Below are 14,169 nucleotides of genomic sequence, written 5' to 3'. Positions count from 1 at the left end.
ATTTCGACTCTGCTCAATGTCCAATTGCGAAACAAAAAAAGTGCACTTTTAGTACATATCATTTTTACAAAGTTTTGCAAGAAATTATGCTTTTATTTTACTGATTTCAAAGTGTCCAAGGTTTCTAAAAGCCATTTATGAAGATGTGAGGCATAGACTTTATGTTTTTCTATTTGGTTTTCAATAAAGGGAATTAGACTTTTATCATTTAGTGTTTCAATTGCTTCTAAAATTAGTGTTCCACTATGATCGATACTTTCAAGTTTGTGTATTAAAAAGTCTTTTATTTTTTCATCTTTGCGTTTTGCCAAGCCTAAGATAGCATAGGATCTGGTTTTTTGATCTGTATCTAACACTTTGTCCCAGAGTGCTTTTCTAATTTCATCAGTATCTGTTTCTATGACCTCTGCTAAGTTATAGATAGCTGTTTGTTTTATTCCGATATTTTTATCATTTGATAATTCGATATATACATCAATTGTTTTTTCAGTAGCGAGCTCAGAAAAAGCATTCATTAAGCTAAACTTTATATTAGCATTATGGTTTTTAAAAGTACAAAGCAAGTCAATTTGGTTATCAGTCAAATTCTTATTATCAATATCCATTACGCTTATTAGGAGACTTATTATTTCGTTTTCTTGTTCAGATTTTAAGAGATGAAATAAGATTTTAAGTATTCTTTCAGTATCATATTTTGAATAATAAAGTTTAATAAAAAGCTTTATGCCGATTATTTTTTCCTTCAACACATTTGATGAAACTAAAGAAGCCGCTTTATGAAGGCATATTTGGGGTTCTCGCTGTACTAATTCTGTAATATAGTTCCAATGTGTTTCTTCGGAAGAATCCGTAAAAAGTTTATCAAAAAGCGTTTCAATAGAATTTTTGGCAGATGTAACCCAAACAGTTGTCTGAGAAGGATTCAGGTCTTTACTTATTGACCTTTTTATTCTTCCACTCGCTATTTCTTCGGTGACTGAAGCAAAGACAGGATTTGAACCTTGTTTCCATTTGTTGTTAATAAATAGTACTTTAAAATATCTAAATCTTTCGATTGCATGTGGAATTTCTACTTGTAAACAATCTCCTTCTGATGGAGCATACTCAAAATCAAAACAATTTATCTCTGAGTTTAATTGATGAAGTATATTCTTTAAATTGATTCCATTTCCTAAATCTTTTTTAGGCATCATAATTTTCCCTCTTATTGAAGATTCTCTAGAACCAAGATATTTTGTCAAATACCAAGTGTAATAATCTACAAGTTTATCCTTTTCAGGGTTTTCTTCTTCGTCTACACAAGAACAAAATATGAGTCTATTATTTTCTATACATATCTTTATACTTAAACTTAATTTACATGCCAATATTAGTGATTGATAAAGTTATAGGAATCCTATTGAAAATCAAAACTTTGTCAGATATGAGAATGATTATTTATGGATGGATAAAGATGTTTCAGGTTTTGCGGTATATGTGATGTTTCTACAAGATTTTACAAGAAAGCACCTGAAAATTTTAAGTCATAAAAGCGTTAGTAAACAATAATCTTATCTGTTGTTTCTCCTTTTTCAGACATCAATTTTATGAAATAAAAACCTTTTGGCATGTTTGATAAGTCAACGGTAGCTTGCGGTTTAAGTTCACGTATAATTTTCCCTGAAATGTCATATACTAAAATCTTCGTCAAATTTGTGTTTCCGATATGCAGTATTCCGCTTGTTGGATTTGGATAGAGAATGGCATCCATTTTTTTAAATTCAGGATTGCTCAATAATGGGCCATCAACTTGAACGGTTTCTGTGAATGTTGACTCCGTGTTATTTGGACTGTAAACAGCAGTTACGTGTACAAAAAAAGGTGCTGGGTTGTAAAATAAGAAGTCTTCTCCACAATTTGCACCTTGTATTAAATTATAAAGCGAGTTTTCAGTTTGAAATCTATATAATTCAGTTCCTCGATATACATTATATCCAATTAACGCATCGTGAGGTAATGCAGGTTCATCCCATGAAAGGTCAAAATAGTTGTTCCCTGGAGGGTATACGTAAGTATGATCCCAAGTTAAATTTAAAACAGGATTTGTTTGCCCGAAGGACGTACACACAAAAGTCAGGAAGATTGTAAAAATAAGGATGCTTCTTTTCATAGTTTCTTGGTTTGGTAACGTTTTGTAATCTTTAATTAGTTTTATGGTAATTTTTACTAACATAGACATCACAGGAATTCCCTGTTATTTCTCTTATAACGTACCCTAATTTAGGTGATCGCATAAGTTATTGTTAAAGCTATAGGAATCTTACTCAAAATCAAAATTATTAGTAAGATTTTTAAGACTTTGCATGTCAGCGTGAGCAATGTGTATGTTGATTTTAATATTTTTGAAGCTGCTATGGAATTCACAACTGTTGATATATTAATCTTTTACTAAAATGAAATTCTTATTTAATTATTCATCCTATATTAGTGCAATTAACCATACCTATTAATCATCCTATAAACCGCTAACACATGCCAACACCAACGGAATCAATATGTCCAAAGATTGCCAAACCACATCTTTTAAACTCAACCAATAACAATTGGGTCGTGGTGAAAGATACAATTGCCAAAACGCCATCAGGAGATCAAGATTTACCTGCAATTATAAAACAAGGAATTGCCTATTCTACGCAAGGCCTTGGAACAGAAAGTACCATTCCTGCGGTTGTTCCTGGAACCATCTTAAATACCTTGTTACGAGATAAAAATTGGTTGAAATCAAATATAAAAACAGCCTATACAGACGAAGATGGTAAAACATACACATTAAAAGAACAAGGAAAAAGTCTCGACACTGATTTCTTCGATCCGTTTTTTGATACCAACCAAAAATTTATACCAGATGCTTCTATTGACGGAGGCGTTGCGTTGTATACGTATTGGTATTATACGGAGTTTACCTTAGCTACGTTAGCCAAAAATCAGCGTTTTTGGTTAAACCTACGAGGAATTAATTATACCGCAGATGTTTTTATAAATGGAGTTCAATTAAACAAAGCAGCACAATTACAAGGAATGTTTTTGCGTCATTCTTTTGATATTACCGAGCATCCAAGCAAAGACGGAATCTACCGACTTGCAATTCGGATTGTACCACCAGATTCTCCAGGAATACCAACTCTAGCTAACAATGGAGGCGTATTAAACGCACCAAACATCGGTCAATTGATTACCATGAGACATACTGTAGGTTGGGATTGGACTATTTCTATTCCCGATAGAAGTACAGGATTATGGGATCAGGTTTCGGTGTCTACCACGAAAGCATTGCAGCTAAAAGACCCAAATGTTACCACGAAAGTAAAAGGAACAACTGCTACTGTTACTATTCAAATGCAGGTGCATAATTCAACAGCTGTCACACAAACTGGTTTTGTTAGTTATGAATTAGAAGGGAACACACATCAACAATCCATAACAATTGAAGCTGGTAAAACAATTCCAATACAATTTGATGCATTCGAAATTGAAAATGCACGTTTGTGGTGGCCAAATGGAACAGATCCTATTGATCCAAAGAAAGCTCCTGAGTTGTATACCTTGAATTTGTACGCATCAATGGCAGCAGATATAAATACAGATTCGCTATCTGATCAACATACGCTTCGCGTTGGAATGAGAGAGTTTACACATGCGATGATACCGTCAGATAATCCTGAAAAGCGTCAGTTTTCTGTAAACGGAGTTCCCGTATTCATCAGAGGAGGAAATTGGATGGGCATGGATACTTTATTTAGAGGTGATGCCACTCGATACAGAAATGAAGTGCGGATGCACAAAGAAATGAACTTGAATATGATACGTGTTTGGGGTGGCGGATTGATTGAACGTCCCGAATTTTACGAGGCGTGTGATGAGATGGGTATTATGGTGATGCAGGAATTTTGGTTTTCAGGTGAATTTATCTTTAGTGAACCCGGCTACCCAAATCCCAATAGTGGAGGTTTGCAAATACCATTGCCAGCGTACTATAAAAAACTATTTACCAAATGTGCTACCGATACTATAAAAATGCTTCGGAATTACAGCAGTTTGTTGTTTTGGTGTGCAGCAAATGAATCTATTCCTCCTCCAACTTTATTGAAAGAGTTGCAAGGATATATTGGAGAAGGAGACAAAGCGTTGGATGATCGTTTACTAGTTAAAAACTCATTGATGGTTCATGGAGATTCTGTTGGGACAGATGGACCTTATGGAATTTTAAAGTTAAACAACTATTTTCAGAAGATGCCAGGTGGTTGGACGAATCCTTTGAACCCTGAAATTGGATCTTTAGGAATTTCGCCTGTTGAAAGTATTCGACGCATGATACGAGGAGCTAGTTTAGCCAAGCCTCCAAAAAAGTTTGCTCAATTTACTGCTGCTCACATAGATTTACCTGTCGTAAATGAAAGCTGGCAACAATTAAAGTACAGTCAATATTTTGTTGATTATAATGTAGGTGGTCAGACCAAAGATTTTGACGATCAGTTATATACCTACGGAGTGCCTAAAGATATTGATGCCTTTTGCGATCAGGCACAGCTGACCAATTACATGCAGTACAAAGGATTATGGGAAGGATATTTAACGAACATGTGGGACTGGTATACAGGTTTAATTATTTGGAAATCCCAAGGTTCTTGGACAGGCGTAAGAGCAAAACTCTACGATTGGTTTTTAGAACAAAACGGTGGACATTGGGGCGTTAAAGATGCTTGCGAAGCTATTCATGTACAGTTGAATCTGATCAATTATCCTAAAGGAACTTCGTATGAAGTAAACGTGGTCAATCATACTTTACAAGAATTAGGAAACTTGGAACTGAATTGGAATGCGTATGGTTTGAAAGGTAGTATTGGTACTGGGAAAATACCAGCCGAGACTAAGAATCTAGGATCTTCGACCACTAAAATTGGCGATTTAGATTTGACTCAAATTCTATCCGAATTAACTTCTGAAGTATATTTTGTGGTATTAGAATTGGAACAAGAAGGCAAAACGCTTTCTAGAAATATGTATTGGTTGAGTAAAACTGGAAACTACGAAGAAATAGGAACTTACAAAGTACCATCATTAACCACAAGTGCTAAAGGAAGTAAAGACGCAAATGGTAATTATGTACTGCAAACAAGCTTTAAAAATAATTCAGATCAACTTTCTTTCTGGAACAGAGTGCAAGTAAGAAAACCTACAACATCAGGAGGAATCGGGGAGCGCGTACTACCTGTATTTTATGAGCATAATTACTTCTCTTTAATGCGCGAAGAAGAACAATCTAATCAGATAGAATTTCAATACGATGGAAAAGAAGGAACACCAGAGTTGTGGTTAAAAGGATGGAACCAAGAATGGCTTCAAATTCCTATTGCTTGGGAGAAGTAATCAATGTTATTAAATAAAAACGGCTGTCTAAGAATGATGCTTTTTAGACAGCTTCTTTATCATATTTTCTACAAATATGACATTTCATTTTTTAGTAAAGGAAAATACCATTAACTCATTCAAAAGAGGAGCTGACTCATTCTACCTTTCGTATGCTATTATAAATACTCAGTTTTGTGTTGTAATTAAAAACAATACCATCATGAAACAGTATCTATATCTTTTCTTTTTCCTTTTATGTACAAGTTTATTTGCTCAGAATATACCTTCAGTCACTGTAAAAGATGCCAAAGATTTAAAATTAACCGATTTGAAAGTCAGCGTTGCTATCATCGGAAACTTAGCCGTTACTACGTACGATATGAAATTTTACAATGGATTGAACAGAACTTTAGAAGGCGAATTGGTTTTTCCTTTGGGAGAAGGACAAACTGTTTCAGGATTTGCCATGGACGTCAATGGAAAGCTACGCGATGCTGTGATTGTTGAAAAAGAATTGGCAAGAGTTGCTTTTGAAAGTACAGTGCGCCAAAGAATAGATCCGGGGTTGTTAGAAAAAACAGCAGGTAATAATTACAAAGCGCGTGTATATCCGATACTTCCTAAAAATTACAAACACATTGTCATTAAGTTTGAACAAGAATTGAAAACATTCAACAGCAAACAAACCTACGAGTTGCCATTAGGTATTTCTGAAAAGTTAGATACATTTTCTGTTGACATTAGGGTGTTTAACGAGCAGCAACCTATTGTGAGCAAATCACCGTACAAAGATTTCTTTTTTCAAAAAAAGGACGACGCGTATTTAGCAACCGTTTCTAAAAAAGCATACAAGCCAAAGAAACCCATTGTGATTCAGATTCCAAATAGTTTAGATCAAGAAACCGTATCTACATACAATGGATATTTTCATTATTACAAAGTATTGGCGCCAACATCACGATTAAAATCGAAGCCTAAAAAGATCACCATACTTTGGGATGCTTCGTATTCTATGCGTCATAGAAATGTTGCCAATGAATTAAAAGTTTTACAAGGCTATTTAGAATATCTGCAAGATGTAAAAGTTACGTTTATCGCTTTTAATAATGCGGTAAAAACGGAACAATTATTTACGATTAAAAACGGCAATATCGATTTGTTACGACAACGCATAAATAGCGTGCAATACGATGGTGGTACAAAGTTGAATTTGTTTCACGATCTGAAAATTAAGGCAGATGAGGTTTTATTGTTTTCAGATGGTTTGGGGAATTTAGGTGAGTTTTCAATGGCTGCTAAAATGCCCGTATATAGCATTAACTCGTTAGTGTCTGCGAATCATCAACAGTTGATTAATACTGCTACACAATCTGGCGGAAGCTATATCAATCTGACACGTTTTGATACTGTCGAAGCAACACGACTTTTAAAAGAAGAAACCTATCAATTTTTAGGAGTCAACCATACGGATGCTGTCCGCGAAATCTATCCGAAACAACGCATGAATGTATATCAAGATTTTGCTATTACGGGACAATTTACACAAGAAACAACACTTGAATTACTTTTTGGCTATGGCGGAAACGTCACTGAGAAAATTCCTGTAACGATAAAAACATCCAGAGGAACAAGAGAAGTGAAGCGTTTGTGGGCAAAGCAAAAGTTGAACTATTTAAACAGTGATAAAGAAAAAAATAAACAACAAATTATCTCCTTAGCTAAACAATATGATTTGATTACGGATTATACATCGATGCTTATTTTAGATAGAATTGAAGATTATGTACGCTATCGTATTGAGCCACCACAAGAATTGATGGCTGAGTACAAACGACGGTTGGAAACTGCACAAAATGATAGAGCGCTACAGAAACAAGCGGTGCTTGACAAAAAACAATACCTGTTGAAGGATTATGAAAATGTATTGTCTTGGTATGGAAAAGATTATAAACCAAAAAAGCCAGTAAAAAAGATTGCAACAATCAGACGACCTGGTACAAATACCGGATCGGTATCTGGTACAATTACCGATAGTGAAGGAATGCCATTGCCAGGAGCTACCGTAATCATTAAAGGAACAACGACAGGCAGAACTACTGATTTTGATGGGAATTACAGCATTGATGCAAATAATGGACAAACATTAGTGGTTAGCTATGTAGGTTTTAAGTCTAAAGAAATTCGGGTTTCAAGTGATATGGCCAATGTGCAATTAGAGCAAGGTGAAGCGTTAGAAGCTGTAACCGTAGTTGCGTATGATGGCGCCGTAAATAATGCTAGAGTAGCATCTGCAGTATCAACAATTACTTCGGAAGATGTAGAACAGGCTCCTTTAAACCAAGTGCTTCAAGGTACTGCTGCAGGTGTTAGCGTATCAACTGGTTCTGGACAGCCTGGACAAAGTGATACAATTACCATAAGAGGTCGCGCCTCATTAAATGGAAACATTGAACCATTATACGTTATTGATGGCGTTCCTGTAGATCAGGAAAGTTTTCGTAAGCTTACCGAAGAAGATATTCAAGAGGTTTCTGTGTTAAAAAATACAGCGGCTACGGCAATCTATGGAAATAGAGGTGCAGGCGGCATTATTGTAATTACGACGAAAAATGGAGTTACAGAAAACAAAGAAGCAATTGCCGCATTTAATGAGGAAGTTTCAGAGAAAATTACTATGAAACCTTGGAATTCCGATATGCCTTATATAGAAGTTTTACAAAAAGAAGTTTCGGTACCAATGGCGTATCAAAAGTACTTGGAGATAAGAGAAACCTATAACAATGCACCAACATTTTATTTGGATGTTGCTGATTTTTTTCATGATAAGAAAGCGACAGATATTGCGATCACGGTATTGACGAATTTGATGGAAGTTGAGTTGCACAATCACGAATTATTGAAAGCAATGGCGTATAAATCTGAGTACTTTCAGCGATATGATATGGCAGTAATCGCATACAAAAAAGTATTAGAATTGCGCCCAGAAGAACCGCAATCATATAGAGATTTGGCGTTGGCGTATGAGCTAGCAGGAAAGTTTCAAGAAAGTTATGACTTACTGTATAAATTATACGATGGTCAATTGCTTGAAAAAGATTCCATCGGACGTTATAGAGGAATTGAACAAATTGCCTTTGTAGAATTAACCAGATTGGTTTCAAAATACAACACAACACTTGAAATCACAGAAGAGGAGCGAAGTCTCTTTAAACCAATTCCTGTAGATGTGCGCATTGTGATTGATTGGAATCATAATGATACGGATATTGATCTTTGGGTGTTTGATCCGAAAGGTGAAAAAGCATCGTATGCAAATAAAAAGACAAAAATTGGCGGAAGAATGTCCAAAGATTTGACGCGAGGATATGGTCCGGAAGAATTTATGTTGAAAAATGCAATCAACGGAGAATACAAAGTCATGGTGAATCATTACAGTGATAATGTTCAAAAAATATCAGGCCCAGCTATTTTGAAAGTTACCTTGTATACAAATTACGGAACTGAACAAGAGAAAAAAGAAGTCGCTATTGTTCGATTGGAAGAGAAAGGTGGCGAACTTGAAGTTGGAAGTTTGTTTTTTGAGAAGTAAACATCTGCGCTTTTCACAATTTTGAACCGAATATGTTGATAGAAAAATCAGAAGTAATGAATCAGAGTCATTGCTTCTGATTTCGTTATTCAAGTAGCGCTGGTTTGAAATTCTTCGCTCGTAAAACTGTTAAACGACCAAATAAGAGCAAATTTTACTCAGATAGGTCTCTATTTATAGATAATAACAAAGACTTAACATCTTTTCCTTGTTTAAGGGCACGAATAGGTTAGGTTACTGAACACAAAACATTTTACATGAAACTATTATATATCAAAAGAAAAACAAAAACAGAAAAACGTTACAATATCAAGATGGGCGAACTCACTACGGAAGTTACGTATATTAAAAGATACTTTTTGGGAATGCCGATCAAGACACTACAAAAATACCGTGAAACATACTACGGTAAAATTAAAAACTGTGAAGACTGCATGCTCTTTGTTTAATGTATTAATTTGGCGCTAATGAAGCAGCTTGCTTGTGTATGGAAAATTGCAACTATCTTTTGTTAAGTACTAACTTAGCAATTTTTTATACACGTTATAGCATGGCGTTTTTATTCATCTTTTATGTGTAGCCATTCTTCATAACTCACCACTCTTTTTTCAGTATTAGATTTCGTTTCTCCATCTAAAACACCAATAAATTCAAGTTCATGTCCGTCTGGATCACTAAAATAGATTGCAATTGCGGGCATCCAAACAAAAACCATGGGTCCTTGAGTTCCATCATTCAAAAAATTCCAAGAGTTAATATTTCGAGATTTTAAATAATTCAGAGATTCGTTTTGAATCCAATCTGGATCACACTCAAACGCAAAATGTCGAATATCAATTTCTTCCTTAGGTTTTTCCCATAAGCCTAACATAAATTTTTTGTCTTCTCCAATCCAGAAAAAGGCAATTCTACGACTATCGTCGAAACGACATTGTTTTAATTCGAGCGTATTCTTGTAAAATTCAATGGAGCGTTCAAGATTTTCAACAAATAAATGCGTTTCAAAGAGTCCTTTTATCATATTTATTTGGTTTTTCTCAAATTACATACAACAGTTTGCGTGTATGATTAGTTGCGTTGGTTAAGTACTAATTTAGCAAATAAAAACTGAATAGAAAATTCGCGAAGATTTTTGGAAGTAGTCTAGAGTCAGGAAATTAATTTTATACGCTGCGCAACAAGCACTAATGTTATATAGTGTATTTCACTTTAAACATTCTCAAGTTTGACAAAACCTTTTTAATCAAGAGCGTTGTTATTAAGTATTTTTTTGAATTTCGTTTCTAAATTCTTTATAATATAACAAAACACCGCTTGGGTCCTCTATTTGTGGCCAATGTCCAATGTCTTTGCCCAATAATTTTACATTAGGATTGGGAATTAGTTCTTTATATCGATTCGCCATGTGAATACCAGAATTGGGGTCGAATGGACCATTTATAAAGCACATCGGGATCTTCGTATTTTGCATTGCAGCGATCCATCTTTCTTGATGGTTTAATTTGTCAAAAACCAGTCTCCCTATCAAATATGCGATTGATTTCCCGTCGTTATAATTTAAAATATCCCAAAATTGATTTATGAGTCGGTTCGTAGGTTGGGTGTTGAGACCAAAAACTGATTGTATCGATTTTTCCAATTTCTTTTTAGTGAGAAGCTTGCTCAACAACTTTCCAATAGGCTTTGGAGATTGTGAAAGCAATCGTTGTATCATTCTAGGTTTGTAACTATCCATAAACAAACCACCGTTCATAAATACTACCGATTGTATTTTAAAGCAGTTCTGTGAAGTTACGTCCCTAGCTAATAATTCTTGCACAATACTAACTCCTAGATCATGCGATAAGATATGGGTTTGTTTAATGCCCCAAAACTCGATTAGAAAATTGACGATTTCACAATGTTCATGAAAACTATAGACATGATCTTTGGGTTTATCTGAAAATCCCATTCCCAAATAATCAAATGTAAAAACGGTGTACTCTTTTACTAGATTTTTCCAAACAGATTTCCATTCGAAGGTATTGAAAGGATATCCGTGAAGTATTAAAAGGTTAGGACCGCTACCTTCCTTGATGTAAAATACTTGATGACCGTTTATATTTATTGTTTGACCTTTGTTCTTCCAAGCAACCACTTCTTTGTCCATTCCTAGTTTATTATGATTCGTACGATCACAAAGCTACTCATTAGGGATTACAGAAATTTGTAAAAATCGGTCGTTTTCGTTATCAGATAGCTTTTTTGGAGTGTGATTGGTATACTTTTTTATTTCTTTATTAAAATGAGATCTGTCGTAATAGTTTTGATTTGAGAATAAATCTCCTTTTTTGATGTCTTTGTATGATGCCGAACAGCGTAATATATTACAATAACTTTTTAGTGAAAGCCCAAACATTTTATTAAAATATCTGTTGATTTGCCTACTAGACCAAAATAGTTTATCGGCAAAATAACTCACGCTTTCATTGCCTTTCGTTTGGCTCAATAACTTGAATAGATGAAGTTTTCGATGGTCTAGATTATTTTCTTTATCAACTTCTTGGCTTATTATTGAACTTAAGCTATCAATTGTAGCTACGTTTTCGGAAAAGTTGAATGAATTTAGGTTCCAAAAAGCATCGGACAACTTTTTTTGGGAGTTTAACAACGGAGCAATACTTTCGTAGAATACATACTCAACAGCGGGTAATTTGAATTGTATTCCAAAAAGTTGATGATTTGGAGAAATTACCACTTCAACCTCTTTTGTATATAGTCCTGTGAGTACGGTACTTTGGTATTTATAATTATCAAAGCGAACGATAATATCAAAAAAACCGTCAGGCAAAATGGTGTAATTAAGATTTTTTGATGAATCGTTGTCTAACCACCAAAAACATCGGATGTACTGTTTTAAAAAATCATTAGATGTATGTTGGTAATAGGTCATATTTTATACTTCAAGTTTGTGTCAAGATTACACCTAACATATGTATACTATTTTCTAGGTCTTTTTTATTCATTTAATAATCGAACATAGTTTTTCCAAGGTCCAATGTCTTCAGCATAATGTTTAACAAATACACGCGATATTTGATTCAAATGTATCATATCATGAATTGACCAGGTTGAAATTAATTCTTTAAGCGTTACCGTTTTTAAATCTGGATGAATTCCTTCTTTGTTTAAATCGACTTCAGTTAAATTCCATGATTTTAATTTCTTAATATTTTCAGCTCTAAGCGTTTTAAATTCATTCAATAATTCATCGGTTGTTTGTGATGAGTACAATTTCTCTTGGGCAAATCGGTCATAAGGTTCAAAAGTTTTATTTTTAGCATCTCCTAAAATTATTTCTGCTCTCGGAATCCAATCAGTTTTTTCACCATGAATTAAATGACCTATGATATTGTAGCCACTCCAGGTATTTTCTCCTTCATTAATTGTATCCCAATCATGCATAGAATTATTGAAAAGCGCATAATAAATTTCGGGAGTTCGTTCAAGTATTTCTATCGATTTTTGTAAGTTAAAATTCATTTCTTTTTAATTGTAGATAACGGTTTTATATATGTTTTTGAGAGCAGTTTTCTGTTTCGGAATAGAAATCAGAAGTTACTTTTCACTCAATTCTTTCACTTTTAATAACCAACTTTTCCAAACAATTTTCTGTGCTTCAAAATCTGAAATGTACGGTCCCGCGTAAATGGCAAGTTTAGAAACAGTATTACTTTCTTCAATCGTATACCTTTCTTCGTACTTAAAACCACTGAAATCATATTCGACTTGAATAAGTTCATTTTCGATTAGTTTGGTTATTATTCCAGTAGATACAATTTTGTTGGGTTCATATTTGAAATGAACTTCAGACCCAAGTTTCCAATCGGATTCTACAAAGGCATTCTTATCAAATACGCTCCCGAGTTCTTTCGCATAATCTTTGCTTGTAATAAGATTCCAAACTTCAGATGAATTAGCATTTATATCAATACTAATCGAAACAATTTTAGATTCTTTCATGTCATTTGATTTACAGCTTGTTAAGGTGCATATAATTGTGATTAAAATAATAATTGAGGATTTCATACAATTTCTTTTTTTCGTTCAAATTACTATCAATGTGTTTATAACTAGAATTCCTTTTATTTCTATTGTAAGTAAACTTATTTTTTAGAATTAGTTCCTGTTAAAGCTAGAATAATCTTACTCAAAATCAAAATCAGCTAGCGAATTTTTACTATTTTCTATGTCTAGATACATCATGTGTGTGTAGATTTCGGTATTTTTGAAGCTTCTATGGAATTCCAAACTGAAAACATACCTATTCAGGAAATCAAGCTTGATTTTGATACATCGATTCGTTTGTTTATAAAGCGAGAAGATTTAATTCATCCATTTGTTTCTGGTAATAAATTCAGGAAACTCACCTACAATCTGGCGGAAGCCAAAAAAGAAAAACAACACACTTTGTTGACATTTGGCGGCGCATTTTCCAATCATATTGCTGCAGTTGCTGCCGCAGGAAAATTGCATGGTTTTAAAACGATCGGAATTATCAGAGGTGAAGAATTGGTGGACAAAGTAGACAGCAATCCAACTTTGCGTTTTGCGAAAGAAAATGGCATGAAATTCAAGTTTGTAACAAGAGAAAAGTATAGAGAAAAAACAACTTCCGATTTTTTTGCACAATTAACACAAGAGTTTGGACGTTTCTACAGCATACCAGAAGGCGGTACAAACGATTTGGCAGTAAAAGGCTGCGCCGAAATCATTGCGGAAAGTGCACAAGATTTTGATACTATTTGTTGTGCGGTTGGAACTGGCGGAACCATTGCTGGAATTTGTCACGGAGCATTTTCACATCAACATATACTAGGATTTCCAGCCTTGAAAGGTGATTTTTTACAGAAAGAAATTGAGCAATTTGTATCGAAAGATAATTGGGAATTAATTACAACGTATCATTTTGGCGGTTACGGAAAAGTCACGGACGAATTGATTCAGTTTATAAACAGGTTTAAACAACAAACAGGAATTCCGTTAGACCCAATTTACACAGGAAAAATGCTGTTTGGTATTATAGATTTAATCAAAAAAGGGCATTTTGCCAAACAAAACCGTATTTTAGCAATTCATTCTGGTGGTTTGCAAGGAATTGCAGGAATGAACCAGAAACTACAAAGAAAAGGACAAACAACGATTGTATAAAC

11 protein-coding genes are annotated in these 14,169 nt (G+C 34.2%); 4 read left to right on the top strand and 7 right to left on the bottom strand.

What is annotated here, in order from left to right:
- Window positions 1-92: 92 nt before the first annotated feature.
- Both H2O64_RS18605 and H2O64_RS18600 read right to left on the bottom strand, forming a co-directional pair.
- Complete coding sequence (locus H2O64_RS18605) at window positions 93-1,367, bottom strand: hypothetical protein (protein ID WP_187563733.1); 1,275 nt, start codon at window positions 1,365-1,367, stop codon at window positions 93-95.
- Window positions 1,368-1,534: 167 nt separating this feature from the next.
- Entirely contained in the window at window positions 1,535-2,149 is a 615-nt protein-coding gene (locus H2O64_RS18600; RefSeq protein ID WP_187563732.1) for a T9SS type A sorting domain-containing protein, read from the bottom strand.
- A 362-nt stretch (window positions 2,150-2,511) separates the two neighbouring features.
- Between H2O64_RS18600 and H2O64_RS18595 the strand changes: the two genes are divergently transcribed.
- The 3 genes from H2O64_RS18595 to H2O64_RS18585 all read left to right on the top strand — a co-directional run bounded on the left by H2O64_RS18595 (window position 2,512) and on the right by H2O64_RS18585 (window position 9,426).
- Window positions 2,512-5,406 (top strand): beta-mannosidase, encoded by a 2,895-nt coding sequence (locus tag H2O64_RS18595; RefSeq protein ID WP_187563731.1) that lies wholly within the window; start codon window positions 2,512-2,514, stop codon window positions 5,404-5,406.
- 202 nt (window positions 5,407-5,608) lie between these two features.
- Window positions 5,609-8,977, top strand: coding sequence for a VIT domain-containing protein (locus tag H2O64_RS18590; protein WP_187563730.1), 3,369 nt, complete (start codon window positions 5,609-5,611; stop codon window positions 8,975-8,977).
- A 257-nt stretch (window positions 8,978-9,234) separates the two neighbouring features.
- Window positions 9,235-9,426 (top strand): hypothetical protein, encoded by a 192-nt coding sequence (locus tag H2O64_RS18585; protein WP_187563729.1) that lies wholly within the window; start codon window positions 9,235-9,237, stop codon window positions 9,424-9,426.
- Window positions 9,427-9,536: 110 nt separating this feature from the next.
- Here H2O64_RS18585 and H2O64_RS18580 read toward each other — a convergent pair whose 3' ends face one another.
- From H2O64_RS18580 to H2O64_RS18560, 5 genes are all read right to left on the bottom strand, one after another.
- A complete protein-coding gene (locus H2O64_RS18580; RefSeq protein ID WP_187563728.1) occupies window positions 9,537-9,998 on the bottom strand; it encodes a VOC family protein in 462 nt (153 codons plus the stop codon).
- Window positions 9,999-10,235: 237 nt separating this feature from the next.
- Window positions 10,236-11,126 carry an alpha/beta fold hydrolase gene (locus H2O64_RS18575; protein ID WP_187563727.1) on the bottom strand — a complete coding sequence of 297 codons (891 nt, stop codon included), beginning with the start codon at window positions 11,124-11,126 and terminating at the stop codon, window positions 10,236-10,238.
- A gap of 33 nt (window positions 11,127-11,159) precedes the next feature.
- Window positions 11,160-11,909 carry a helix-turn-helix domain-containing protein gene (locus tag H2O64_RS18570; protein WP_187563726.1) on the bottom strand — a complete coding sequence of 250 codons (750 nt, stop codon included), beginning with the start codon at window positions 11,907-11,909 and terminating at the stop codon, window positions 11,160-11,162.
- 65 nt (window positions 11,910-11,974) lie between these two features.
- Window positions 11,975-12,499, bottom strand: a complete 525-nt coding sequence (locus H2O64_RS18565; protein ID WP_187563725.1) for a DinB family protein — start codon at window positions 12,497-12,499, stop codon at window positions 11,975-11,977.
- A 75-nt stretch (window positions 12,500-12,574) separates the two neighbouring features.
- The gene (locus H2O64_RS18560; protein ID WP_187563724.1) at window positions 12,575-13,045 is read right to left on the bottom strand and encodes an SRPBCC family protein; all 471 of its coding nucleotides are present in this window, start codon (window positions 13,043-13,045) and stop codon (window positions 12,575-12,577) included.
- Between the two features lie 210 nt (window positions 13,046-13,255).
- Between H2O64_RS18560 and H2O64_RS18555 the strand changes: the two genes are divergently transcribed.
- A complete protein-coding gene (locus tag H2O64_RS18555) occupies window positions 13,256-14,167 on the top strand; it encodes a 1-aminocyclopropane-1-carboxylate deaminase/D-cysteine desulfhydrase (RefSeq protein ID WP_187563723.1) in 912 nt (303 codons plus the stop codon).
- Window positions 14,168-14,169: the final 2 nt, after the last annotated feature.

Source organism: Kordia aestuariivivens, from assembly GCF_014397005.1.
Lineage (GTDB): Bacteria > Bacteroidota > Bacteroidia > Flavobacteriales > Flavobacteriaceae > Kordia > Kordia aestuariivivens.
This window is presented reverse-complemented; position numbering and strand designations above follow the sequence as displayed.

Coding starts and splice junctions, on each gene's coding strand:
- H2O64_RS18595 (WP_187563731.1), top strand. CDS start 2,512: ATGCCAACACCAACGGAATCAATATGTCCAAAGATTGCCAAACCACAT.
- H2O64_RS18590 (WP_187563730.1), top strand. CDS start 5,609: ATGAAACAGTATCTATATCTTTTCTTTTTCCTTTTATGTACAAGTTTA.
- H2O64_RS18560 (WP_187563724.1), bottom strand. CDS start 13,045: ATGAAATCCTCAATTATTATTTTAATCACAATTATATGCACCTTAACA.
- H2O64_RS18580 (WP_187563728.1), bottom strand. CDS start 9,998: ATGATAAAAGGACTCTTTGAAACGCATTTATTTGTTGAAAATCTTGAA.
- H2O64_RS18555 (WP_187563723.1), top strand. CDS start 13,256: ATGGAATTCCAAACTGAAAACATACCTATTCAGGAAATCAAGCTTGAT.
- H2O64_RS18585 (WP_187563729.1), top strand. CDS start 9,235: ATGAAACTATTATATATCAAAAGAAAAACAAAAACAGAAAAACGTTAC.
- H2O64_RS18570 (WP_187563726.1), bottom strand. CDS start 11,909: ATGACCTATTACCAACATACATCTAATGATTTTTTAAAACAGTACATC.
- H2O64_RS18575 (WP_187563727.1), bottom strand. CDS start 11,126: ATGGACAAAGAAGTGGTTGCTTGGAAGAACAAAGGTCAAACAATAAAT.
- H2O64_RS18565 (WP_187563725.1), bottom strand. CDS start 12,499: ATGAATTTTAACTTACAAAAATCGATAGAAATACTTGAACGAACTCCC.
- H2O64_RS18600 (WP_187563732.1), bottom strand. CDS start 2,149: ATGAAAAGAAGCATCCTTATTTTTACAATCTTCCTGACTTTTGTGTGT.